Origin of the sequence: Rhizobium favelukesii (assembly GCF_000577275.2) — a bacterium.
Classification (GTDB): Bacteria; Pseudomonadota; Alphaproteobacteria; order Rhizobiales; family Rhizobiaceae; genus Rhizobium; species Rhizobium favelukesii.
On sequence record NZ_HG916852.1, the window covers coordinates 4,098,454 to 4,122,635 of the forward strand.

Annotated in this window: 25 protein-coding genes, 1 tRNA gene and 2 pseudogenes; 7 read left to right on the forward strand and 21 right to left on the reverse strand. The window is 59.8% G+C overall.

Going from position 1 to position 24,182, the window contains the following annotated elements; translation table 11 throughout:
- Positions 1 to 97: 97 nt before the first annotated feature.
- Entirely contained in the window at positions 98 to 541 is a 444-nt protein-coding gene (gene rsfS, locus LPU83_RS58750) for a ribosome silencing factor (protein ID WP_007791018.1), read from the reverse strand.
- Between the two features lie 204 nt (positions 542 to 745).
- Here rsfS and LPU83_RS58755 point away from each other — a divergent pair, with 204 nt between their 5' ends.
- Entirely contained in the window at positions 746 to 1,105 is a 360-nt protein-coding gene (locus LPU83_RS58755) for a winged helix-turn-helix domain-containing protein (protein ID WP_024313287.1), read from the forward strand.
- Here LPU83_RS58755 and modC read toward each other — a convergent pair whose 3' ends face one another.
- The 7 genes from modC to obgE form a co-directional block, all read right to left on the reverse strand.
- Positions 1,106 to 2,173 (reverse strand): molybdenum ABC transporter ATP-binding protein, encoded by a 1,068-nt coding sequence (gene modC, locus LPU83_RS58760; RefSeq protein WP_024313286.1) that lies wholly within the window; start codon positions 2,171 to 2,173, stop codon positions 1,106 to 1,108.
- Entirely contained in the window at positions 2,170 to 2,871 is a 702-nt protein-coding gene (modB, locus tag LPU83_RS58765) for a molybdate ABC transporter permease subunit (protein WP_024313285.1), read from the reverse strand. The genes modC and modB overlap by 4 nt, the downstream gene beginning before the upstream one ends.
- Before the next feature lie 74 nt (positions 2,872 to 2,945).
- Positions 2,946 to 3,731, reverse strand: a complete 786-nt coding sequence (gene modA / locus LPU83_RS58770; protein WP_024313284.1) for a molybdate ABC transporter substrate-binding protein — start codon at positions 3,729 to 3,731, stop codon at positions 2,946 to 2,948.
- A gap of 488 nt (positions 3,732 to 4,219) precedes the next feature.
- Positions 4,220 to 4,813 (reverse strand): nicotinate-nucleotide adenylyltransferase, encoded by a 594-nt coding sequence (locus LPU83_RS58775; protein WP_210363345.1) that lies wholly within the window; start codon positions 4,811 to 4,813, stop codon positions 4,220 to 4,222.
- A gap of 37 nt (positions 4,814 to 4,850) precedes the next feature.
- Positions 4,851 to 6,134, reverse strand: coding sequence for a glutamate-5-semialdehyde dehydrogenase (locus LPU83_RS58780; RefSeq protein WP_024313282.1), 1,284 nt, complete (start codon positions 6,132 to 6,134; stop codon positions 4,851 to 4,853).
- Complete coding sequence (gene proB, locus LPU83_RS58785; RefSeq protein ID WP_024313281.1) at positions 6,127 to 7,296, reverse strand: glutamate 5-kinase; 1,170 nt, start codon at positions 7,294 to 7,296, stop codon at positions 6,127 to 6,129. Before proB ends, LPU83_RS58780 begins: the two co-directional genes overlap by 8 nt.
- Positions 7,283 to 8,365 carry a GTPase ObgE gene (gene obgE, locus LPU83_RS58790; protein WP_024313280.1) on the reverse strand — a complete coding sequence of 361 codons (1,083 nt, stop codon included), beginning with the start codon at positions 8,363 to 8,365 and terminating at the stop codon, positions 7,283 to 7,285. Before obgE ends, proB begins: the two co-directional genes overlap by 14 nt.
- 84 nt (positions 8,366 to 8,449) lie before the next feature.
- Between obgE and LPU83_RS58795 the strand changes: the two genes are divergently transcribed.
- Entirely contained in the window at positions 8,450 to 9,313 is an 864-nt protein-coding gene (locus tag LPU83_RS58795; RefSeq protein WP_024313279.1) for an endonuclease/exonuclease/phosphatase family protein, read from the forward strand.
- A 42-nt stretch (positions 9,314 to 9,355) separates the two neighbouring features.
- Here the strand turns inward: LPU83_RS58795 and LPU83_RS58800 are convergent, their stop codons facing one another.
- From LPU83_RS58800 to rplU, 4 genes are all read right to left on the reverse strand, one after another.
- A complete protein-coding gene (locus LPU83_RS58800; RefSeq protein ID WP_037070134.1) occupies positions 9,356 to 9,904 on the reverse strand; it encodes a GNAT family N-acetyltransferase in 549 nt (182 codons plus the stop codon).
- A gap of 35 nt (positions 9,905 to 9,939) precedes the next feature.
- Complete coding sequence (locus tag LPU83_RS58805) at positions 9,940 to 10,596, reverse strand: GNAT family N-acetyltransferase (protein WP_007790983.1); 657 nt, start codon at positions 10,594 to 10,596, stop codon at positions 9,940 to 9,942.
- Positions 10,597 to 10,722: 126 nt separating this feature from the next.
- Positions 10,723 to 10,992 (reverse strand): 50S ribosomal protein L27, encoded by a 270-nt coding sequence (gene rpmA / locus LPU83_RS58810; protein ID WP_004127267.1) that lies wholly within the window; start codon positions 10,990 to 10,992, stop codon positions 10,723 to 10,725.
- Between the two features lie 35 nt (positions 10,993 to 11,027).
- Complete coding sequence (gene rplU / locus LPU83_RS58815; RefSeq protein WP_024313277.1) at positions 11,028 to 11,345, reverse strand: 50S ribosomal protein L21; 318 nt, start codon at positions 11,343 to 11,345, stop codon at positions 11,028 to 11,030.
- Positions 11,346 to 11,650: 305 nt separating this feature from the next.
- Between rplU and LPU83_RS58820 the strand changes: the two genes are divergently transcribed.
- Positions 11,651 to 11,740: transfer RNA gene (locus tag LPU83_RS58820), tRNA-Ser, on the forward strand.
- A 44-nt stretch (positions 11,741 to 11,784) separates the two neighbouring features.
- Here LPU83_RS58820 and LPU83_RS58825 read toward each other — a convergent pair.
- Positions 11,785 to 12,069, reverse strand: a pseudogene (locus LPU83_RS58825) (IS481 family transposase); the annotation flags it as partial.
- 144 nt (positions 12,070 to 12,213) lie between these two features.
- Here LPU83_RS58825 and LPU83_RS58830 point away from each other — a divergent pair.
- The 4 genes and pseudogenes from LPU83_RS58830 to LPU83_RS58845 all read left to right on the forward strand — a co-directional run.
- Positions 12,214 to 12,366: pseudogene (locus tag LPU83_RS58830) on the forward strand (site-specific integrase); the annotation flags it as partial.
- A 251-nt stretch (positions 12,367 to 12,617) separates the two neighbouring features.
- A complete protein-coding gene (locus LPU83_RS58835) occupies positions 12,618 to 12,947 on the forward strand; it encodes an ArsR/SmtB family transcription factor (protein ID WP_024313275.1) in 330 nt (109 codons plus the stop codon).
- Positions 12,944 to 13,423, forward strand: coding sequence for an SRPBCC family protein (locus LPU83_RS58840; RefSeq protein WP_024313274.1), 480 nt, complete (start codon positions 12,944 to 12,946; stop codon positions 13,421 to 13,423). Before LPU83_RS58835 ends, LPU83_RS58840 begins: the two co-directional genes overlap by 4 nt.
- 17 nt (positions 13,424 to 13,440) lie before the next feature.
- Positions 13,441 to 13,854, forward strand: a complete 414-nt coding sequence (locus LPU83_RS58845; RefSeq protein ID WP_024313273.1) for a GFA family protein — start codon at positions 13,441 to 13,443, stop codon at positions 13,852 to 13,854.
- A 178-nt stretch (positions 13,855 to 14,032) separates the two neighbouring features.
- Here the strand turns inward: LPU83_RS58845 and LPU83_RS58850 are convergent, their stop codons facing one another.
- The 8 genes from LPU83_RS58850 to LPU83_RS58885 all read right to left on the reverse strand — a co-directional run bounded on the left by LPU83_RS58850 (position 14,033) and on the right by LPU83_RS58885 (position 23,910).
- The gene (locus tag LPU83_RS58850; protein ID WP_141652535.1) at positions 14,033 to 14,629 is read right to left on the reverse strand and encodes a hypothetical protein; all 597 of its coding nucleotides are present in this window, start codon (positions 14,627 to 14,629) and stop codon (positions 14,033 to 14,035) included.
- Between the two features lie 270 nt (positions 14,630 to 14,899).
- Positions 14,900 to 15,205 (reverse strand): hypothetical protein, encoded by a 306-nt coding sequence (locus LPU83_RS58855; RefSeq protein ID WP_225039760.1) that lies wholly within the window; start codon positions 15,203 to 15,205, stop codon positions 14,900 to 14,902.
- A gap of 592 nt (positions 15,206 to 15,797) precedes the next feature.
- Positions 15,798 to 17,234, reverse strand: a complete 1,437-nt coding sequence (locus LPU83_RS58860) for a DUF6880 family protein (RefSeq protein ID WP_024313269.1) — start codon at positions 17,232 to 17,234, stop codon at positions 15,798 to 15,800.
- Positions 17,235 to 17,450: 216 nt separating this feature from the next.
- A complete protein-coding gene (locus LPU83_RS58865; protein ID WP_024313268.1) occupies positions 17,451 to 18,227 on the reverse strand; it encodes a crotonase/enoyl-CoA hydratase family protein in 777 nt (258 codons plus the stop codon).
- Positions 18,227 to 19,114 carry a hydroxymethylglutaryl-CoA lyase gene (locus tag LPU83_RS58870; protein ID WP_051166626.1) on the reverse strand — a complete coding sequence of 296 codons (888 nt, stop codon included), beginning with the start codon at positions 19,112 to 19,114 and terminating at the stop codon, positions 18,227 to 18,229. Before LPU83_RS58870 ends, LPU83_RS58865 begins: the two co-directional genes overlap by 1 nt.
- On the reverse strand, positions 19,111 to 21,096 hold the full coding sequence (locus LPU83_RS58875) for an acetyl/propionyl/methylcrotonyl-CoA carboxylase subunit alpha (protein ID WP_024313266.1): 1,986 nt from the start codon (positions 21,094 to 21,096) through the stop codon (positions 19,111 to 19,113). Before LPU83_RS58875 ends, LPU83_RS58870 begins: the two co-directional genes overlap by 4 nt.
- Positions 21,097 to 21,103: 7 nt before the next feature.
- Positions 21,104 to 22,711 carry a carboxyl transferase domain-containing protein gene (locus LPU83_RS58880; RefSeq protein WP_024313265.1) on the reverse strand — a complete coding sequence of 536 codons (1,608 nt, stop codon included), beginning with the start codon at positions 22,709 to 22,711 and terminating at the stop codon, positions 21,104 to 21,106.
- 35 nt (positions 22,712 to 22,746) lie between these two features.
- Positions 22,747 to 23,910: an isovaleryl-CoA dehydrogenase gene (locus LPU83_RS58885; RefSeq protein WP_024313264.1), complete on the reverse strand. Its 1,164-nt coding sequence runs from the start codon at positions 23,908 to 23,910 to the stop codon at positions 22,747 to 22,749.
- Positions 23,911 to 24,182: the final 272 nt, after the last annotated feature.

The following is a 24,182-nucleotide window of genomic DNA, read 5'->3' on the forward strand; positions in this document are numbered from 1 at the left end:
GGCATAAGGCGACACACACGTGCCGCTGGCCGGGTTCGATCATCCGGCCAATGAAATGCCGTCTATCAGGCGCCGGACGCAGCGTCCAGGCAGCCTGTTAGTGCACCGTTTCCTCGTCCATATCAGGCGCGGCCCACATCTTTTCGATGTTGTAGAACTCGCGTATCTCAGGACGGAAGACATGGACGATGACATCGCCGGTGTCGATCAGGATCCAATCGCCGCCTTCCTGACCTTCGACACGGGCGCTTCCAAGGCCCTCGTCTTTGAGATCAGTCAGCAGGTGGTCAGAGATCGCCATGACATGCCTGTTCGAGCGCCCGGAGACGACGACCATGAAGTCCCCCAGTGCCGATTTTCCAGCGATGTCGATGGTGACGATATCTTCAGCCTTAGAGTCCTCGAGGCTTGTGAGGACGGCGTGCAGGGCGCGGGCGGCAGCATCGGCGCCACGTTCCGGGCTCTTTGGGACAACGGCAAGCGTTTTTCCCTTGGCGTGTACTGTTGTCAGCGCTTTCCCTTTCTCGGAATGACAAAACATGCACATCACTGATTTGGTGACCAAATCATAGTTAAGATAGGCACCAAACCATTAACGTTTCAAGACGCGCACAATCACAAAGCGTGAATGTCCGTCTTAGTAACAAACCTTTGTTGAATGGAGGACTGCATGTCGCCGGCTGTGTACAGCCCCTATGACCGCACGTAAAGTAAGTTCCGTTTCCGACTACAAAAGACCCGTCCGATGAAAAGCCCCGCCGCAGACACACTCACTCCGATTCTCCGCATCAGCTTTCCCCATCAAGACAGGCTTGGGCGCGGCAAGATGGAGCTGCTCGAACATATCAGGGACACGGGATCGATTTCCGCCGCCGGCAGAGCGATGGACATGTCCTATCGTCGCGCCTGGTTGCTTGTCAGCGACATGAACAGGATGTTCCGGGACCCCGTAGTCGAATCCCAGCGCGGTGGGCAGAAGGGAGGGGGTGCGGCTCTGACGCCGTTTGGCGATGAACTCCTTGCCCGCTTTCGAAAGATGGAGCGGATGATGAAGTCCACGCTTGCGGAGGATCTGGCATGGCTGGAGGCCAACAGTAGTCGCTGATCATTGTTCCAGGGCGACAGTCTTTATGACGGCGAAGACCGGCGCCCCGATGCACACGCCCAGCCGCTCTGCCGAAAAGCTTGTAATCCGGGAAAGAATGATATCCCCGCCACAATCCATCAGAACATCGACCGTCGCGTCATCAGCCTGCGTCATGTTCTGAACAGTGCCCTTCAGAATGTTCAACGCGCTTAGTGCCTCGGGCTCTCTCATCGCGAGCATGACATCACGGGAGGGGATCCGGACGCGAACGGCCTTGCCAGGTGTGAGCATCGCTCCCGGGACACGAAGCCGGGCCGATTTTAAGGCAATCGTCGCAATGCGATGCTGTGCGTCGACGCTTTCCACTTTACCTTCGAGGAGAGCACCAGTGTCACGCCGTTCGAACGAGGCGGGCGGATGGCTCAGCACATCCAAGGCTGAACCGACCGCCTCCACCTTGCCATCCTGCATGACCACGACCTGATTGGCGAGGCGCGCTACCTCGGTGATCGAATGGCTGACATAGACGATCGGAATATCCATCTCGTCGCGCAGCCGCTCGAGATAGGGCATGACCTCGGCCTTTCGGGCATCATCCAAAGCCGCCAGCGGCTCGTCCATCAATAGCAGACGCGGAGCAGAGAGCAGCGCCCGGCCAATTGCCACGCGTTGCTTCTCGCCACCGGAGAGCTTTTCCGGCCTGCGCTCGAGCAAGTTTTCGATGCCGAGCAATGCAACAATTCGATCCAGGCTCTCCGCCGGACCGGCGGCTTTGGCAAACCACCGACCATAGGACAGGTTGTGACGGACGCTGAGGTGCGGAAACAGCCGCGCCTCCTGGAAGACATAACCGAACCTGCGGCGATGCTTCGCAACAAAGATTCGCCGGTCGGTATCCGTGACGACCTCGCCGTCGAGGATCACCTGTCCATCGTCGGGCCGCGCCAAACCGGCAATGATACGGATCATAGACGTCTTGCCGGAACCGGAACGACCGAAAAGCGCTGTGATACCGCACTCCGACGTAAAGGCGGCATCAAGCGCGAAGGCACCAAGCCGCTGCTTTGCTTTCACGACGAGCGTCATTCCGGATCGATCCTCCGACCGGCGATGCGGGAGAGGAATTCCGAGGCAAGCAACGCGACCATCGAGATGGCGATGGCGACGAGGGTCAATCGCAAAGCGCCGGCATCACCGCCCGGCACCTGCGTAAAGGAATAGATCGCGGACGAAAGCGTCTGCGTCTCGCCCGGAATGTTGGAGACGAACGTAATCGTCGCCCCGAACTCTCCCATCGCTTTGGCAAAGGAAAGAACCATGCCGGCAATGATCCCAGGGAGCGTCAGGGGTAGCGTGATCGTCAGAAAGACCCAGATTGGACTGGCTCCCAGCGTGCCGGCTGCCTCCTCCAATTTTCGATCGACCGCTTCGATCGAAAGCCGGATGCTGCGCACCATCAAGGGAAAGGCCATGACCGCGCAGGCAAGTGCTGCACCTGTCCAGCGGAAAGATAATACGATGCCGAAATACTGATCGAGAAAACTGCCGATCGGCCCGCGCCGCCCGAAGAGGATCAGTAAAATGAAGCCCGTGACGACAGGGGGCAGGATCAGCGGCAGGTGAACGACACCATTGAGAACCGACTTACCCCAAAACCGCCCGCGCGCGAGCAGAAGGGCGACCCCGATGCCAAACGGGAGACTCGCCAGCATCGCCACCACTGACACGCGCAGGCTGAGCAAGATCGCCGTCCATTCATCATTGCTCAGGCCGAGCGCATCCAAGCTGTTTTCTCCAAAAATAGGAGGCCCTGTCGGACGGGCCTTCTCACGCTATGTCTTCATGCGAAAATTCGCAATCATTTCAAGATGGTGAAGCCTTGCTCGGTAAAAAAATGAGCCGCCTTTTCCGATTTCAGGAATTCCAGGTAAGCCCTAGCATCCGGGTTCTTGCTCTCGGAGAGAATGGCAATTGGATAAACGATCGGCGGATGCGAGTCCGCCGGGAACGTGCCGACGACAGCAACGCCCGTATCGGCGGCGGCGTCGGTCTGGTACACGATGCCATAAGGCGCCTCGCCGCGCGATACCAGGGCGAGCGCGGCACGAACGCTCTCGGCACCGGCGACCTTGGCCGCAACCGAGGGCCACACGCCAAGCGCTTCGAGTGCAGCCTTGCCATACTTGCCGGCCGGCACAGACTTCACCTCGCCCATCGCGAGTTTGCCGTCACCGAGCAGAGCAGCGAGGTCAAAACCCTTTTTGATCTCGACCGGCTTGGCGTGATCCTTGGTTGCGACAAGTACGATCCGGTTACCCAACAGATTTGACCGGCCGTCGACCCTGATCAGGCTCTTCTTCGCAAGATAGTCCATCCAGTCCAGGTCGGCGGAGATGAAGATGTCGGCAGGCGCGCCGCCTTCGATCTGCTTTGCAAGCGCCGAGCTCGCAGCATAGGAGGCAACGGCTTCCTTACCGCCGTCCTTTGCCCACGCGGCGTTCGCTTCATCGAGCGCGTTCTTCAGGCTGGCCGCCGCAAAAACAGTGACCTTTTCCGCAGCTGCGGCAGGCGTTGCGGCAACACCCGTGAAGACTGCCGAAATGGCAGCGGCGGCAAATTTGATCCATTGGCGGCGACTGCGCATGATCTCTCCCCGAATCTTCGAAATATCCGGAGAAATATAACGTTGCCAGCGACTTGGCCAGCGTTATATTTTCGTGAGCATAACCATCTGGTCGCTCGCCAACCCCCGACTTCACGCATTCGTGATGTGCATGGCTGAGCAATGCTACTCCTTGAAAACGCGAAAGCGACCCTAAAATTCTAGGGGAAAGCTTGCAGAGATCGTGATGCTTCGGCAGAAATCGTTGAGAATGCAAAAGAAATGAGCAAACTGGAAACGGTTTCCAGCTACAGCTATGCTCATGACGCATTGCTGCAATGCAATGGACTCGCTTCAAAAATCCGAGGACTATGGTACAACACTTTCATCGAACGGCGATCTCCTCCTCCCAAAGCCGTTGGATATGGATCGGCAACACTCCTCCTCCCAGTTGTCGATCAAGTTTATGAAGCCCGACGGATCTCCTCCCCCGTCGGGCTTTTCATTTGCGCTCTCACGGAAAATCGAACTTATTTCAAGGCACCGTTCGTGGCGCGGATGGCGGTCGAGCTGAGGCCGGATCGAGGACCGTGTATGAACGTCCAGGCTGGTGCCCGCCGCTTCCAGAGCGCGCGGGAATCGTCCTCATCGATGCGAGCGAAATCAAATGTCCTCGCCATCTTCGACGACAGAAACGACAGCGTGGAGCCCGGCCGGTCGATAACGGCAATCGGAAATGTGTTGACGATGTCCTGCCAGCGTTGCCACAGATGGAAAGTCTTCAGGCTGTCCGCCCCCATGATCCAGATGAAATGGACATGCGGGTTGCGCGCTTTGACGCGCGCCAACGTGTTCGCCGTGAAGCTCGTCGCGAAATCACGCTCGAACGCCGTGATCTTGATCGAGGGATGTCGGGCAAGCCGCTCGCTCAAAACGATGCGTTCGGCAAGCGGCAGCAGATGCCGCCGATCCTTCAGCGGATTGCCGGGAGTGACCATCCACCACAACTGGTCGAGGCCGAGACGCTTGATTGCGATTTCGGCGACCAGCGCGTGTCCCTCATGCGGCGGATTGAACGAACCGCCGAAAAGACCGACCACCATGCCCCGCTCGCTATGCGGCATGCGAAAGCAACGCCGGTCGATTTCGTCGTTGATCACGTCAGGGCCGGGTCTGTCCGGTGCCGTGCACGCGGTATTTGAAGGATGTCAGCTGCTCGACGCCCACAGGGCCGCGAGCGTGCATCTTGCCGGTCGCGATGCCGATCTCGGCACCCATTCCGAACTCACCGCCATCGGCAAATTGCGTCGATGCATTGTGCAGCAGGATCGCCGAATCAACCTCGGTGAAGAACCTCTCCACCACGGTTGGATCCTCGGCAATCACGGCCTCGGTGTGGTTGGAGGAGTAGGTCTGGATATGCTGGATCGCGCCGGAAATGCCGTCGACGACGGCGACCGAAACGATGGCATCCAGATACTCTGTCGACCAGTCTTCCTCCGTGGCGGGCTTCACGCCAGGCATTGCCTGAACAACGGCGGCCGAACCGCGGATCTCGCAACCGGCTCCCGCCACGGCTTCCAGCAGCGGACGAAGATGTGTATCGGCTGCAGCACTATCGACGAGAATCGTCTCCACTGCACCGCAGATACCCGTGCGCCGCATCTTCGCATTGACGACGATCTCCTTCGCCATACGGAGATCGGCGGACGCGTCCACATAAATATGGCAAAGCCCCTCGAGGTGCGCGAAGACGGGCACTCGGGCCTCATTCTGAACGCGCGCCACAAGACTCTTGCCGCCACGCGGAACGATAACGTCGATTGCACCATCCAGTCCGCGCAGCATCGCGCCGACGGCGGCCCTGTCGGTCACCGGCACGAGCTGAATGGCATGGTCTGGAAGTCCGGCGGCCTTCAAGCCCTGTACGAGGCAGGCATGGATCGCCTGCGAAGAACGCCGAGAGTCCGAACCACAACGCAGAACGACCGCATTGCCGGCTTTCAGGCAAAGCGCACCCGCATCCGCCGTCACGTTCGGACGGCTCTCGAAAATCACCCCGATGACGCCGAGCGGTGTGCGAACGCGCTCGATCTTCAAGCCATTCGGCCGCTCCCAGGCTGCGACCACCTCGCCGACCGGATCCTTGAGGGCGGCAATCGCGCGGATACCCTCGGCCATGTCGGCGATACGCTTTTCGGTCAAAGTCAAACGATCGACGAAGGACTCGAGCATATCAGTGCCGGCGACGTCCTTAAGATCCTTGGCATTCTCCGAGAGGATGTGATCGTTGCCGGCGAGGATCGCATCTGCCATGGCACTCAACGCCCTGTTCTTCGCCTCGGTGGATGCAAAGCCCAACGGTCGCGCCGCGGCCTTTGCCTTGCGGCCGATGTCGTTCATCAGCACGTCAATGTCAGGGCTCTGCGCAACGGTATCAAGCATAGCTTGCGTCCTTCTTCTGCCTTTCTGATTTTGATTTGATCTGCGAGGTCATCACCATGTCGTCGCGATGGATCATCGCCGCGCGTCCCGCGTATCCGAGAATCGCCTCGATCTCCGCAGACTTGCGGCCGGTGATCTGCCGCGCCTCTTCGGCATCGTAGCCGACAAGCCCTCGGGCGATCTCGCGGCCGTGGGGGCCGACGATCGCCACCGTATCGCCGCGGCTGAACAGCCCGACAACCTTGCGCACGCCTGCGGGAAGCAAGCTCTTGCCGGCACCGAGCGCAGCAACGGCGCCCTCGTCGACGTGAAGTTCACCCGCCGGCTGCAGCTGGCCCGCAATCCAGGTCTTTCTCGCTGTGACGGGCGTGCCTGACGGCGCAAACCATGAGGAACGCGCCCCACTCTCGATTGCAGAGAGCGGACTGTCCGTTTTACCGGAGGCAATGATCATTGCGCAGCCGGCCGTCGTGGCGATTTTGCCGGCATCGATCTTGGTGCGCATGCCGCCACGCGACAGCTCGGACGCTGCGCCACCCGCCATGGCTTCGATCTCAGGCGTGATCTCAGCGATCGTGGCGAGAAACTCCGCCTGGGGATCGAGATGCGGCGGCGCCGTATAGAGACCATCGATGTCGGATAGCAGAATCAAGAGATCGGCGCCGGTCATCGTCGCGACACGCGCAGCCAGACGATCATTGTCACCGTAGCGAATTTCGCTGGTGGCAACGGTGTCGTTCTCGTTGATGATCGGCACGGCACCGATCTTTAAAAGCTGATTGATGGTGGCGCGCGCGTTCAGATAGCGGCGGCGCTCTTCGGTGTCGCCGAGCGTCAGGAGAATTTGGCCGGCAACAATCTCGTCCCTCGACAGGCTTTCTGACCAGGCACGCGCCAGGGCGATCTGGCCGACGGCCGCCGACGCCTGGCTTTCCTCCAGCTTCAGCGCGCCCGAAGGCAGGTCGAGGACCGACCGGCCGAGCGCGATCGCGCCCGAGGAAACGACGAGGATGTCAACGCCCTTGGCTTTCAGCGCCGCAATATCGCGGCACATCGCGTCCAGCCATGCCTTCTTCAGACCCGTCTTGCGATCGACGAGGAGAGCCGAGCCAATCTTGATGACGACGCGCCGATAGCGCTGAAGCGACTTACGCGTCGTCATTCGCCTCGCCTTCGTCATCCGACACCATGTCGCGGTGGCGAAGCTTTGGTGCCTTGGCAAGCTTTTCCGCCGCACCGGCATTCGCCTCGACGATGATATCCCGCAGGGCACGCAACACTTCGGTCATGCCCTTGCCAGTCGCCGCCGAAATCTGGAACGGTGTCCTGCCGCAAGCCTTGGCAAGTTCCTTCGTTTTCTTCTTCAGTGTTGCATCGTCCAGTACGTCGATCTGCGAAAGCGCAACGATCTCGGCTTTGTCGGTCAGGTCGTTGCCATAGGCTTCGAGCTCCGTCTTGACCGTCGTATAAGCCTTGCCGACTTTTTCCTCCTGCGCAGACACGAGATGCAGCAGCACGCGCGTGCGCTCGACGTGTCCAAGGAAGCGATCGCCAATGCCCACGCCTTCATGCGCGCCTTCGATCAACCCGGGAATATCAGCGAGAATAAACTCCTGCCCGTCGATGGTGGCCACGCCGAGGTTTGGGTGAAGCGTCGTGAAGGGATAGTTGGCGATCTTCGGTCGGGCACGCGTTACAGCTGCAAGAAAGGTCGACTTACCGGCATTTGGCAAACCGACGAGGCCGGCATCAGCAATCAGCTTCAGATGCAGCCAGACCGTCTTTTCTTCGCCGGGCAGACCCGGATTTGCCCAATCCGGCGCCTGGTTGACCGACGACTTGAAATGCGCGTTGCCGAAACCGCCATTGCCGCCCGTCGCGATCCGGAACCGTTGCCCCTCTCTCGTCAGGTCGCAGATCAATGTTTCCTGGTCCTCTTCGAGAACCTGCGTGCCGACCGGAACCTTGAGTGTGACATCATCGCCGTTGGCGCCGGTGCGGTTTCTACCCATACCGTGCGTGCCGATTTTAGCCTTGAAGTGCTGCTGGTAGCGGAAGTCGATCAGCGTGTTGAGACCATTGACCGCCTCGACCCACACATCGCCGCCGCGTCCGCCGTCTCCGCCGTCGGGGCCGCCGAACTCGATGAACTTCTCGCGCCGGAAGGAGACACTGCCCCCGCCGCCGTCTCCGGACTTGATATAGACCTTTGCTTCGTCGAGAAATTTCATTTTACTTCCATTGTCCAGTGGCAGCTCATCGCCCCTCTTGCCGCTTTCGATATAGGCGGTTCAATCGGAGGTCAAAGGGTTATCGTGAAGTTTGCGAGCTATAACATACAGTACGGCTTCGGTCTTGATGGCATCTACGACCTCGACCGAATCGCTGCGAGCCTCGAGGGCGGCGACATCATCGCGCTCCAGGAGGTGACCCGGGGCTTCGTTCGCAACGACTATGCCGACATGGTTGCGGACCTTGCCGCGCTTTTTCCCAACCATTTCTGGGCCTATGGACCTGCATGTGATCTGCATGTCGAGGAGGCTTCCGACGGTTGGCCGCCGCGCGGAACCCGTTTCCAGTTCGGAAACATGGTGCTCTCGCGCTGGCCGATCCTGTCGACCCGAACACTGCTTCTGCCGCGCAGCCGAACGATCTCCAAGATTAATCTCCAGCGCGGGGCGACTGAGGCCGTTATCGGGACGCCTGCCGGCGCGCTGCGTGTTTACTCGGTGCATCTCGATCATGTCTCCATCGACGAGCGCGCCCGGCAGCGTTCCCACCTGAACGAGCGCATCAATGCCTTTGTTACCGAGGGCGGGTCGCTCACGGGTTCCGCAGAATTCGATATTAGCGATCCGCCGCTGCCCGAGGACTATATCGTCATGGGAGACTTCAACATGACGCCGGAATCGCCGGAATATTGCATTTTCGCTGGCGCCACCGACGGCTATTACGGCCGCGTCCCGCGCATTGGCACGCCCATCGACGCACTTGCGGCGCTGAAGCCCTACACGCCCGGCAGCTATAGCTGGATGGATCCCAAGGATCACGGCAAACGCATGCATCTTGATTACTGCTTTGTCAGCTGCGGCGTTGCTGGCCGCCTGAAATCGGCAAAGATCGATACGAATTCGGTCGGCTCCGATCACTTTCCCGTCTGGGTCGAGATCGAGGCATAGGGGTCGAGGCGTCCTGATGTATCGGGACGCCTCCTTTTCATCTCAAGCGATCCTGGCCTGTTGCAGGGCACCTGGCTTCAGCATCGTCTCGACATGCGTCACCATAGTGTTGCGCGCGAAGCTGTAGATTTCGCTGCAACCGGTCATCCGGAAGCCAAGCTTTTCCTGCAGCTTCAGCGACGCCGGGTTGTCGGCGAAGACACCGGAATGGACCGCTATCTCAGGCATTCGGCGCGAAAAGCGCCCCAACACAGCCGATACCGCCTCGCTCATGTAGCCCCGCCGCCAGTAGTAGCGGTTCAGCCAATAGCCAAGGTGCCAAAGTCCATGGCGAAGCTCGACCGAGACGACGCCGATATGAGCATCGTCGCCGGCCGTGATGGCAAACTGCCAATCGGGCATGCTTCCGGCCGTCACCGGCACCAGCCAGTCGAGCGCGTCCTGCCTGTCGTAGGGAGCAGGAACGCGCGCGAGCATCCGGGTGACGGCGAAATCGGACAACGTGTCTGCAATCGCATCCGCGTCACTCAGCCTGTGCGGGCGCAGCACCAGCCGATCCGTTGTGATGACCGACAGCGAACCGGGCGTCATCGACTGGCTCCTGGATCTTCGAAGACTGATCGCGTTCATAAGACGCTCCCCCAGCTTCTCAACGACATCCAGGTCTTGCGATCGAGCCTGTACCACTCGACCGGCACGTTGCTGCCGAGCGCCAGTGATGCCGCCAGCCCCGATCCCTGGAACTGGAAACCGCACTTCTGGATGACCCGCCGCGAAGCGACGTTCATGACCCGGCAACGGGCATCGATCTGATCGACATCCTGCCTTGTACGGAAGACCATATCGACCAGAGCGTGGCATGCCTCGGTCATAAAGCCTTGATTCCAGTAAGGTTCTCCAAGCCAGTAACCAATCTCGACAGTCCGCCCGTCGAGATGCGGTTCGACCCCGCAGCAACCCACAAATGCGCCGTTCTCCGCTTTGGTAATCGCATAGACGCACTTGCCGATCTCGCCGTTTTTCGTGCGACGCACGAAGTCGGCGGCATCATTGGCCGTGTACGGGTGCGGCATACGCGACACCATGGTGGCGACTTTGGCGTTGTTGGCAAGATGGGCAAGGGCGTCGATGTCTTCTTCGTGCGGCGCGCGCATGACGAGCCGTTCCGACAATAAGACAGGGCAATCGGTCCTTAACCGTTCCGGCCTCAGCCGTTCCTTGGGAGACCGCTGGTCTTCCCGGGGAGACCGCGATTGGCCTTCCCTTAACAATTCGCCTTGCATGTTCAGTCCTCCTTCGTTGGACAAGAAAAAAGGGGAGATGGCGCCCCATCTCCCCTGTTTTCTGGACTGAACCTGATACGCTCAGCCGGGTCGATGAGACGCCGGCTGTTTTAGAGCGCTACCGGCTTATTCCGCTGCTTCCGCTTTCGGCATTACAGACACGTATACGCGACCGTTGGCCTTCGTTCGGTAGTTCACATTGCCGGCGGTAAGAGCAAAGATCGTGTGATCCTTGCCGAGGCCGACGTTGGAACCCGGATGCCACTGCGTACCGCGCTGACGCACGATAATGTTGCCTGCGATGACGGCTTCGCCGCCGAACTTCTTCACGCCAAGGCGCTTGGATTCGGAATCACGACCGTTGCGCGATGAACCGCCAGCTTTTTTGTGTGCCATTGGAGTTCTCCTTTAAACCTTAAAGTCCCGTGATCTTACTGAGCAGCCACGATGTCCGTAATACGGACAACGGTGTGATGCTGGCGATGGCCGCGCGTACGCTTCGAGTTCTGACGACGGCGCTTCTTGAAGGCGATGACCTTCTTGCCGCGGTTGTGCTCGACCACTTCGGCCTTGACGGAAGCGCCCTTGACGAAGGGAGCACCAATCGCAGCGTCGGCGCCTTCGCCGATTACGAGGACTTCGGTGAATTCAATTGCGTCGCCAGCGGTTGCTTCAAGCTTCTCGATGGTCAGCACGTCGTTTGCTGCCACACGGTACTGCTTACCGCCGGTCTTGATGACTGCGAACATTTTTTATCCTTTCATGTTCGTTCCGGCTCATACCCGCAACAAGCAGGTGGCCGTCTTTTTATCAGTCGAGGTTAAGCAGGGATTTCAGAGGCTTTCGCCCAGAACTCTCGCTGCCGGTGATCCGCCCCGCGCGAACGCGAGACTGGCAAGGCGCGGACTTATCCACACCTATTGCGAAGCCGAGATACGCGAGGCCAAAAACACTGTCAAGACAAAAGGATGAAAAGCATTGAGATTTCGTCTTGCCAGCCCGTCATTCTCTCGCTAAGAGAACGCCCGCGCCGAACAAGCGCCGACCAGACCGCGGAGAGGTGGCAGAGTGGTCGAATGCACCGCACTCGAAATGCGGCATACCTGCAAGGGTATCGTGGGTTCAAATCCCACCCTCTCCGCCATTAAATCCTCTGTCCAGCCCGGAGACATAGGTAACAAAACGTACTTAACACATGGGTGACAACCTCGTGCCGAACGGGTTGTCGATGGTTTGCAAAGTCCTCTGCTCCAGGTCGATATCTCCCAGATCATAGTGCATGAAGCTAACGAGCCAAATACCGTCGTCGACTTCCTTGATTCCCAGTTTCTGTCCTGCCAGCACGGTCGAGATATTGATCTTCTTGCGGTAGATGCAGATGCGGCCGCAATTGGTCACCAGTGCGTCACGGTCGTGGAACGGATAATCGATCTCCGGCAGCCCGTTATATCGGCGCGCCGATGGTGTGTAGAGAACGACCGGCGACTCAGCGTCCTTCGTTTCGAGACCTGTTGGCAACGCCGAAGTGATAGGTAGATGTTCGTTATGCGCCGGGGTAGTCCTTGGCTTCCTCCCAGGGGCATCTACGGGTGATCTTCGGTATCGATGGGAGATCACATGGCGACGATCCGCAAACTTAGAGGACGCTGGCAAGCACAGGTTCGCCGGCGCGGCATGAAACCCCGCTGCAAGTCCTTTGGTACGAAGCTGGAAGGGGAGAAGTGGGCGCGTGACCTGGAGGCCCCGGTCGATCGCTTCGGTGCCGCGCCGGTCTCAACGTGATCGAGGTTTCTACGATCAGCGGGCACAAGGAACTGCGAATGCTCCGGAGATACGCACACCTCAGTGCGGATGATCTCGTTGCTCGTCCGGGGTAGCCATGCATGTGCCTAGCATGCAGGCTGTGGCAGCCACTACTGCGATGCGGAAGGGGGCGGCGAGAGCCGTCCCTTCGTGCATTGGCGCATAGGTTAATTCAAATAGCATTGACTAATTGATTAGTGTCGGCTATTTGATTGCTCATGACCGAGGCTGAAACCATAACTGCTGTCATGCGCGCCCTTGCTGATCCCACGCGGCGGGCCGTGTTCGAGCGCATCGTCAATTCCGACGAGATCACCGTCGTTGAGTTGACCCGCGGCAGCAGTGTGACGCAGGGCGCTATCTCACAACATCTCAAGTCCTTGAAACAGGCCGGCCTTGTTTGCGAGCGCCCCGAGGGGCGCAATGTCTATTATCGTGCCCTCCCCGACGGTCTGGACCCGCTAGCCGACTGGATGAGCGACTATGGCGTATTCTGGCGCGAACGCTTCGCCGATCTGAGAAACCTGCTGAAGGAAATTGACCCATGAACCAAGCCGTGAATCCGGACACGCAGGCCATTGTGGTCGACGACGTCTTCCCGCACGCGCCCGCAGTCATCTGGAAAGCCTTGACGAGCGGCGAGCTCATCGGCCGTTGGCTGATGGCGCCGACTGGCTTCGAGCCTGCAGTCGGCAGCCATTTCACCTTTCAAACCAAGCCGGCAGGCGAATGGGACGGCACCATTCATTGCGAGGTGCTGGAGGTCGTGCCGAATGAGCGTCTGTCCTATGCGTGGAAGGGCGGCCATGAGGGCAATGACGGCTATGGCTCGAAACTGGAGACCGTGGTCACCTTCACCCTCTCCACGGCCGAGACGGGCACGCGCCTGCGCCTCACCCATTCCGGCTTCGTGCTTCCGAAGAACGACACCGCCTACCGCAACATGAGCGAAGGCTGGAAAAAAGTGGTCAAGAATCTCGACAGAGTGGTCGCCGAAGAGGCGTCTTCGCAAAGGCTGCATTGAAGCAACAGGAGAACGACATGAACACGCCCTATACCGGTGGCTGCGCCTGCGGCGAAATCCGCTACGAGATATCAGGCGAACCGGCCGTCATGGTTGACTGTCAGTGCCGGCAATGTCAGCGCGACAGCGGCACCGGACATCAATCGCACCTGACTTTTGTTGCGGCTGAGGTGAAGGTCAAGGGAGAAGCATCGCATTGGCAGACCGTCGGCGATGGCGGAACCGTCAAGCGACGTGCCTTCTGCCCGACATGCGGTTCGTCCGTCCACATGACATTTCCCGACATGCCGGATGTGTTCATCGTCACGCCGGCAAGCCTCGACGACCCAAGCCGCTATAAGCCACAGCTGGTGTCCTGGACAGCAGCCGGACATGCCTGGGATCACCTCGATCCGGCACTGCCGAAATTCGACAAGATGCCGACGACGTGAAACATCGACGTTGCCAGCCGCCATTGGGGGCTGCCGCTTAGCCGCAATGTGGTGAAGCTCGTCCGCCGTCCGGTAATCCGAAACGAGCGCAGCCGGCGCCTGACCGGTGACGAGGAGCAACGTCTCCTCGATGGCTGCGACGCCGGACAGATCCCATTCCTCAAGACGATCGCCATTCTCACCATCGAGACCGGGATGCGCCGAGGGTAGATCCTGGACTGAAGTGGTCCGACGTTTCCCATAATCGCCGGGTGATCACGAGCGCCGCCGCCTTCTTGCGATCCTTCGCGCTGTCGGCCCAGCCCACTTTCTTGAGCTTCGTCGCGCTGATGCCTTTGGGATAGGGCGGCGCATCGGCCGAGAACCATGCGGGCGGCACGCGCTCGATGCCGATCGCCGAAAGCTCCTTCAGCACGCGTGCGGCGTCCTTGTCGTCGCCCGAAATAATGCGCGTGCCGAATGCGTCACAAAGCTTGTCGCGTTCCGCTTCGAAGGCTGCGTCATGCGTGGCCTTCGCGGCGGTCCATGCCGCGTCCCAGGCCTTCTGATCGTCTTTGCTGAAGCGCTTCAGGAAGACCAGCGAGGCCTTAACCGTCGCATCGGCTGAGCGGAAAGTTTCTTCCGGCAGCCCCACTACAGCGAGGCTTTTAGCCTTGCCCTCGCACCAGCGCCACAGCCATGTCAGCGACGGATTGTTGAGATTGCCGTCGGGCAAGACGATGCCATTGGATCCCTTGCGTTCCAAGGTTGTCCCGTAGCCTCTGGTTTTCGTCAAGCATGGATCTCGTCGCCCAAATTGGCTAGGGCCACATTCTCGGCACGACCAAGTATTTGCTGCGCATCCCAATACTCAGGATCGACCGGCTGGCGATGTCTGGCTGCATGTAAGCGAATGTTCGCGAGTTTAACATGAGGCTCAGACGTGTTAAGAAAATGCGTTTTTTTAACTCATTGAGCGCACATGTTAAAGCCGACCAACATCGCAGGACCACGCTGACGGCGCGTCCGTGATAGTTAGGCGCTACGCAATCCGCCGCGGTGTGATTCAGCCGAAGCTCTCGACTGCCCTCTCGATCCCGGGCCGGGACTTCGCCAGGTCATCGCGGTTCATGACCGCCTTGATCTCAACACTGGCATCAAACGCAAGGAACCATGGCTCAGCAACACCCGGTATCTCCGAGGTGTCCGTCATGTCGAAGAAAATAAGGCCCGTTCTTTTCCCGTCGAATTCCGTGAAGTAGGCCGCTTCGGGTTTGAGATCAGCGAGGATCGATTGAATCTTGGTGACGAGGCTGCCGTCTTTGATTGCTGCGTTTCCCTTGTCAACGGGAAGCGAAACTTTGAGCATCATTCGCATTTCTATCCTCCTTTTTCGTGCATATGTGGCTCTCAGCGACGCCTCATGCCCGACGAGCGGGTCGACGAGGCCGTGCTTTACGTTGCTTTAAGCGCCTCAGCATATAAGAATACCATGAGATACGTCATCGCTGCGTTTATTCTGGCGTGCTTCGCTACCTGGGATTTTGCCGAGAAAAAGGGATCCGTCTCTTTGGCGGCTCTGGATACCATCACTCATTATGCGAAGCAGCCATCTCGAATTCTACAAAGGCTAGCGGCTCGATAATAAGTAGCGCGCGCTTCCCTATTCCATACGCCTCGGGATCTGGGAGATTTGGATTTTCTGACTTGCGTTCGGGATTTCTGCCGCCCCGTCAGCGCGCTGAATGGCCGCCGCTGCGACAATGGAATAGTTCACGGTGAACACGACCACCCGCGCTCGTGGCGCGAAGGGAGCTCAGGCTTTTTCGCCAAAGCTTTGATGCGCCCGGATAGTCCTTGGCTCACCTCCAAGGGAGGATCATCAACAGCGGTGGGAGATGATATGGCGATGATCAGAAAACTAAGAGGGTGCCTTGGCCCGTGCAGATGCAGATGATCCTTCCTCACGGTCCTGCGGCGGTCCAGAATCCGGTCTTCTTCGCGTGCTTGCCCCTCAACTCTGCAACATAGCCGGGATGTGACGTAAAAGTGTCGAAGTCGCTAATCTTCGTCGACAGTCGCTCACATTCAAAGAGATGCCGCGCGGCAAAGCGATAGCGACTGGATTTCGCTCGATCGAGCGTAAAGTCGATCATAACCCGCAGGGCGATGGTCGCTGCCAACGGATACTTCTCCTGCAGATGCTCGGACGCCGGTGTCAACAGTTCGTAGGGATCGCCATCAAGTTCGGCTGCACGCGTGCGAACGAGCGTCGCAGCCTTGTCGAGCGCCGGCCATGACACCAGGAAGGCGAGCGCTTGGTGGACATCCTGGAAGCGGCTCACATAGTTGAAGGCGTTCTCTTCTGCTTCGAGATCATCGAAATCCGGTAGGCGCTTCAGAAAAGCTCGCAGGTGCCGCTCGTTCAGCGATTGTTCGAAGCACTGCCAGCGAAAGGCCTGCGCTTCGTCACTCCGGCTGAGAGCTTCAAGCACATCGAGGCGGGCCTCTTCCCACTCGAACGGGGATGGTCTGCCCTTCATCTCAACGCGATTGATGGCATCCCATGCCTCTCCGGCAGGGTCCGCCTTCAGCAGACGCTGGGCGATTTCTGCCGCAATCGTTGGCACGGATCTCGCCTGCTCGCTCTGCTGCGCGATGAAGGCATCAACATCACCCTGGGCGTCGGCGATCTGCTCCAATGCTGACCTGATGGTTCTGTCGCGATGGAGGAGATTGATCTCGTCTTCGTAAACCGGACCACTGCTTCCCCAACCGATCACGACACGGCCTGCCTCAGCCGGCGCATCGACCGGCGCTTTTGCCCAATCGTCGAACAACGACTTCAGCCAATCGAGGCCTTCCGCACCCAGCGCTGGCGACAGATTCTCGATCAGACGATCATACTGCCCGTAGTCATTGCCTTGCAACGCGCGAAAGGTTTGTTCGGCGAGCAGGCGCGGGTCCGGTCTTGCCGCGTTCGCTATCGTGCCCAGATCGACGCAGGTTTGATAAAAGACATCCATGATTGTGCCGTTGCCATCGTCGCATCGCTCGAAAATCGAACGCGCCAAGCCCATGAAGCGCCACATCACCTCCAGCGCCTCGTCTGGATCGCTGCTGGCGATCGTATCAACGATCACGTGCCGCTGCGTCTCCAGATCGCTCTTCAAGGCCTTCACCCGGCGCCAGTTGATCACGGAGCGGGAGCGCTCGATCGATGAAAGCCGCTTTGTTACCTCCCTTGCAACTTCAGCGCTGCTCTGCTTTCCGGCAAGTTCGATCCGCAGCCGTCGCTTGTGCGCGGCACTGCCAGTGCTGATGTCGATCAGAAGCTCTGCAAGCCGCTTCGCGCCGAGTGCTTCCAGGTTCTTCGCATTGAGGGTGGTCTTCGGTGCCATCGATTGTCACTGTCTGTTTTAGGTCGACTTTACTTGGGCAAGCGCAGAAGTCCAAGGCTGCAGCTGTCGGCTTGCATCTGCTGCATTGTCGTGAATACTCGACCTTCAACATGAGGTGAGGAGCGAAATGGCGCTCACACAGGGCACGGAAATCCGAATTGGACGAGCAACTCTCAACTTGACGCCAAGTTCTTCCGTTGCAGTCGAACCTGCCCGCTATGAATTTGAACGCTGCCTTTCGAAGAAAGCGGAAATGCCGGCCTGTGCCTCGTCCGTCTCCCAGCTATCCGCGAGCTGAGAAATCACGCTCTCGACGATCTCGTCCGTGATCGGCGAGGCGAGAGAACGCACCAGGGCCTTGGCGCGTGCTGCAGCCTGCGGCGAGGCCGCAATGAATTCGTCGACCTCCCTGTCGACGGCGCGATCGAGATCGGCGGGCGCGACAATGGAAGCGACCAGACCGATCGACTTGGCATGGGCAGCGTTAAACATTCGACCGGAGACGAATAGGGACCGCGCTGCAGAACTGCCGATCCGCGCTACGACATAAGGGCTGATCGTTGCCGGTATTAGCCCAAGCCGGACCTCCGTCAGGCCGAAACGCGCTGCCTCCGAGGCAATCACGGTATCGCAGACGCTGATCAACCCGATACCGCCGCCGAAAGCGCTCCCGTGGACGCAACCAATAAGCGGCCTCGGCAGTTCGTTCAACGCCTTGAACATCATAGCCAGCCGTCGCGCTTCCGCAATTCTCTCCGCCCGGCTCGCCTGGAACTGCGCTCTCATCCACTCCAGATCGCCCCCTGCACAGAAGCTCTTGCCGGCCCCGGCAAGCACGATGGCGCGAACCCTCTTGTCCGACCCAAGTGCGCTTGCGGCTTCGGTCAACTCGTCGATCATCTCGGCGGACATTGCATTGTGCTTGTCTTTGCGGGCAAGCGTAAGCCGCGCGACACCGCGTTCGTCGATCGAGATCATCAGCGTTTCCGGCATTATCCTGCGCTCCTTAGGCCCTGCGCAAAACGGGCGGCCTGTTCCAGCTTCTCCGCCGAGAGCCCGGTCCGGTAGCCCTTGCGGGCAAGGAACTGCGCGACAGCCAAAGTATCGACGTTGCCCTTTGCGCCCGGCGCATAAGGGCAGCCGCCCAATCCGCCGACCGACGCATCGAAAACCCGCAGCCCGTGCTTTAACGAAACGTCGATGTTTTCGAGGGCCCAGCCGTCGGTGTCGTGGAAATGACCGGCAAGCATCGTCGCCGGTGCAAAGGAAAGGACCGTTACCAGCATCTGGTCGACCTCGTCGGGGCGTCCTCGGCCGATTGTATCGCCGAGGCTGATCTCGTAGCAGCCCAATGCATGCAGGCTCTCGACGACCCGCGCCGCCGCATCGGGCGAGACGGCCCCCTCATAGGGACATTCGACCACGCAGCTGACGTAGCCGCGCATGGGGACGCCGCGCGCAAGGCTTGCTTCGGCAACCGGCTTGAAACGTTCGATGCTCTCGGCGATCGAGCAGTTGATATTCTGCTGCGAGAAGCTTTCCGAGGCAGACGCGAAGATCGCGACTTCGTCCGCGCCCGCCGCCATTGCAGCCTCGAAGCCTTTCATATTCGGCGTCAGAACGGCGTAGCGGACCCCAGGTCTGCGCTTGATACCGGCCATCACCTCGGCGGCATCAGCGAGCTGCGGCACCCACTTCGGGCTGACAAAGCTCGTCGCCTCGATCCGCTCGAAACCACATTCCGAGATCATGTCGATCAGGGCGATCTTCGTCGCCGTCGGAATCAGATCCTTCTCGTTCTGGAGACCATCGCGAGGCGCCATCTCGACGATCGACACGTCCCGCGGCAGCAGTGAAGATTCTCCGGCCTGCACAATCACGTCTCCTCTACCCGCAGCGTCAGAAGTACCGCGCCTTCGTCGACCTGCTGCCCTTCACTCACCTCGACGGCTTCCACCGTTCCATCGCGGGCTGCGACAAGCGTGAGTTCCATCTTCATGGCCTCCATGACCACAAGCGCGTCACCCTCGGAGACTTCCGCCCCCGAACTCGTACGCACGATCTTGATAAAGCCCGGCATCGGCGCGATCAGTCTGTTGCCGTCAGCCACATCCGTCGTATTGAAATCGAGCGGGTTGCCGAGATGAAACACATGCGTCCTGTGATCCACGCTGACAACCAGATGATGCGCCGCCACGCTCGCCTTGACCTGCACCTGCCGGCCATCGACCTCCGCCCTGCATCCGTCATCCTGCCTGCTGACGATCTTCACGGGAATGACTCGCCGGCCATCGTGCACCGCAAAGAAATCGAATCCCTTGGCGGCAACCCGCAGCGTTGAATGCCCGCCCTGGTAGGTTAGCACCACGATACGCTGCATTTCGCTCCAAAGCTGCCAGTGCCCCAGCGTCAGCCATGGGTCGCCATCCGATGATTGCGCAAGTGCGCCCAACGACAGGACGGCGGCAAGCGCAACGACGGTGTCCACCGGCGGCTCGATTGCGGTCAGCGATCGAAGGTTGCGATCGATCAGCCCGGTATCCGGATGGCCAGCAGTAAATTCCTCCTGTGCGCTCAGTCTGGCGAGAAAGTCGAGATTGGTGGTGACGCCGACGACATGCGAGCTCTGCAAGGCTCTGGTCAGTCGCAACAGCGCGACACTCCGACTGGGCCCGTGCACGACCATCTTGGCGATCAGAGGGTCGTAATGAGCGGAGACCGTGTCGCCGGGACGGATCCCGGCATCGATCCGCGCCGTAACGTCAGGAAAATCTAGATGCCTGATCGTTCCCGTCGCGGGCAGGAAACCCTTGGCCGCATCCTCGGCATAAATTCGCGCCTCGAAGGCCCAGCCGTAGATTTCGAGCTCCGACTGCTTCTTCGGCAGGGCTTCACCAGCCGCCACGCGGAATTGCCACTCGACCAGATCGACCCCGGTGATTGCCTCAGTGACGGCATGTTCGACCTGAAGGCGGGTATTCATCTCCATGAAATAGAAGCGATCCGGCCAAAGGCCGTTTGACACGTCCGCGATGAACTCCACGGTGCCGGCACCACGATAGGAGATGGCACGCGCCGCGCGCACGGCCGCCTCGCCCATCGCACGGCGCATCTCTGGCGTCATGCCAGGCGCTGGCGCCTCCTCGATCACCTTCTGATGGCGGCGCTGGAGCGAGCAATCGCGCTCGAAAAGATGAACGACGTTGCCATGCCGATCCCCGAAGATCTGAACTTCGATGTGGCGAGGTCGAATAAGGCACCGCTCTATCAACACGGCATCGTCACCGAAGGCGGCCATGGCCTCCCGTCTTGCGGCGGCGAGCGCCTCTGGAAAATCCTCTTCGCTGTCGACCCGTCGCATTCCCTTGCCACCGCCACCGGCGCGGGCCTTGATAAGGACAGGGTAGCCGATCAAGGTCGCCTGATCGGCCAGAAACCCGTCGTTCTGTTCCTCGCCATGATAGCCCGGGACAACCGGGACCCCGGATTGTTCCATCAACGCCTTTGCCGCATCCTTCAATCCCATGGCGCGAATGGAGGATGCCTGCGGTCCAATGAAGACGATGCCCGCAGCCTCGACGGCTGCAGCAAAATCGGCATTCTCGGACAAAAACCCGTAACCGGGATGAATGGCTTCAGCGCCGGTCCGTTCCGCCGCAGCCAAGATCCGTTCGATCGAGAGATAGCTTTCCTGTGCGCTGGCGGAGCCTAAGCGGACGGCCTCGTCGGCCATCTCGACATGCAGCGCCCCGACATCGGCATCCGAATAGACCGCCACTGTGGCAATCCCCATGCGCCTGGCAGTTCGAATCACCCGACAAGCAATCTCGCCACGGTTTGCGATGAGAATTTTCTGGAACATCGCTACCTCACATCCGGAATAGGCCGAAGCGCGTCGCTTCAATCGGTGCATTCAGCGCCGCAGACAGCGAGAGACCGAGCACATCGCGGCTCTTGGCTGGATCAATCACCCCATCATCCCAAAGGCGCGCCGACGCATAGAGCGGATGGCTCTGCCGTTCGAAGAGATCGAGCACCGGCTGCTTGAAAGTAGCCTCCTCCTCCGGCGTCCAGGGGGTGCCGGCACGGGAAAGCGCTTCTCCCCGCACGGTCGCAAGGACACCGGCCGCCTGCTCTCCACCCATGACCGAGATGCGGCTGTTCGGCCATGTCCAGAGAAAGCGCGGCGAGAAGGCGCGCCCCGCCATGCCGTAGTTGCCCGCACCAAAGGAACCGCCAACCAGCATCGTCACCTTCGGCACGCCAGTCGTTGCGACCGCGGTAACGAGCTTGGCGCCATTCTTCGCGATGCCTTCCGTCTCGTATTTGCGGCCAACCATGAAGCCGGTGATGTTCTGCAGGAAGACGAGCGGTATCCTGCGCTGCGAGCAGAGCTCAATGAAATGGGCACCCTTCAGAGCCGACTCCGAGAACAACACACCGTTATTGGCGACAACGCCAACGGGAATACCGTGGATATGGGCAAAGCCGCAGACCAACGTCGTCCCGTAGCGTGTCTTGAACTCATCGAAGCGGGAGCCGTCGACGACACGAGCAATGACTTCGCGCACGTCATAGGGCACGCGTAGATCGGCGGGGACGATACCCGCAATTTCGGCCGGATCAAACAGCGGCGCTTCGACCGGTTGCCGCTCGATGCCGCGAACCTTGCAGCGATTGAGGTTGGCGACAGCGCGCCTCGCCAAGGCCAGTGCGTGGGCATCGTCACGAGCGAGATGGTCGGCAACGCCGGAGAGCCTTGTGTGCACATCGCCACCGCCGAGATCCTCCGCCGAAACAACTTCGCCGGTCGCGGCCTTGACCAATGGAGGACCGGCAAGAAAGATCGTCCCTTGGCCTTCGACGATGATCGCCTCATCGGACATAGCAGGCACATAGGCGCCACCCGCCGTACACGAGCCCATGACCACGGCAATCTGGGGAATTCCCGCTGCCGACATATTTGCCTGATTGTAGAATATCCGGCCGAAATGATCGCGATCCGGAAACACCTCGTCCTGGTTCGGCAGATTCGCGCCGCCGGAATCCACCAAATAGATGCAGGGCAGATTGTTCTGGGCGGCAATTTCCTGCGCTCGCAGATGCTTCTTCACCGTCAGTGGAAAGTAGGTGCCGCCTTTGACGGTCGCATCGTTGCAGACGATCATGCAATCGCGCCCCGAGACGCGGCCGATGCCGGTAATCAGGCCCGCAGCCGGCGCTTCGTTGCCATACATTCCGTGGGCCGCGGTCAATCCGACCTCGAGAAACGGTGTGGCTGGATCGAGGAGGCCCGCGATGCGATCGCGCGGCAGCATCTTGCCGCGGGCAACATGGCGCTCGCGCGCTGTCGCTCCGCCGCCATTTGCGGCACTCCCAGCAGCTTCCTCGATGGCACGGATCGCTTCGGCCATCGCCGCGCGATTTGTCCTGAAACTCTCGGAATTCGTCGAAATCTGCGACTTCAAAACCGTCATTTGTCACCAGGATGGTTGTCGGATGAACTTTCAGATTAGGCCGTCTCAGCAAATAGCTCGCGGCCAATCAGCATGCGTCTGATTTCAGAGGTTCCGGCACCGATCTCGTAGAGCTTTGCGTCGCGCAGCAGCCGGGCGGCGGGATAGTCGTTGGTGTAACCATTGCCGCCGAGCGCCTGGATCGTCTCCAGGGCCAGAAGCGTCGCTTTCTCGGCGGCATAGAGGATGCAGCCGGCAGCATCCTTGCGTGTCGTCTCGCCGCGATCGCTGGCGGCCGCCACCGCATAGACGTAGGCACGCGCCGTGTTCATGGTCACGTACATGTCGGCGAGCTTTCCCTGCATCAGCTGAAACTCGCCGATCGCCTGACCGAATTGCTTTCTCTCATGAAGATAGGGCACGACGACATCCATGCAGGCCGCCATGATGCCGATCGGCCCAGCGGAAAGAACGACGCGCTCATAGTCGAGTCCCGACATCAGAACGCGTGCACCACCGCCGACAGTATCGAGCACATTTGTCTCGGGAACCTCGCAGTCCTCGAAGATCAATTCGCAGGTGTTGGAACCGCGCATGCCTAGCTTGTCGAGCTTCGGGCCGGTTGCAAAGCCCTTGAAGGCCTTCTCGACGAGGAAGGCGGTGATGCCGCGCGGTCCTGCTTGCGGGTCTGTCTTTGCGTAGACCACCAGCACATCGGCATCCGGGCCGTTGGTGATCCACATCTTGTTGCCGTTGAGAACGTAACTTTCGCCTTGCTTCTCCGCCCGAAGCTTCATCGAAACGACGTCTGATCCGGCGCCCGCCTCCGACATCGCAAGTGCGCCGACATGCTCGCCGGAGATAAGCTTGGGCAGATACCGCGACTTCTGCTCTGCCGTTCCATTGCGGCTGATCTGATTGACGCACAAATTGGAATGGGCGCCGTAGCTGAGCCCGACTGAGGCCGAAGCGCGGCTGATCTCCTCCATCGCGACGCAATGGGCCAGGTATCCTAGACCGGCGCCGCCATAGGCCTCCTCGGCCGTGATCCCGAGCAGCCCCATGTCGCCCATCTCGCGCCAGAGCGGCGTCGGGAAACGGTTGCTGCTGTCCGTCTCGGCCGCGAGCGGCGCAATATGCTCCGTCGCAAAGCGTCGAACGCTGTCGCGAAGCGCCTCGATCTCGTCCGCCAGACCAAATCTCAAACCACCTGAATACATGCCTTCCCTCCCAAGTCCGGCGCGCGGTTGGCGCAGCGTCCGGCATGCGTGTGTCGTTATTCTCCCGTCATTGTTTTTCACGCGCGTATCTTGTCGGCAGCTCCTCCACTGCCTGTCGGCTCGATAAATTTCGTTGAAGAACGCGAAAATGGCAAGCATTTCCGGTCGGCCGGTCCGTCCGGACCGCCAGTTTGCTCCTGGTGGATCTTCGATAGATCTTCCGCCGGCATCTGCCCTTCCTCCCGAGATAGGCGACGACTCGAATACGCACG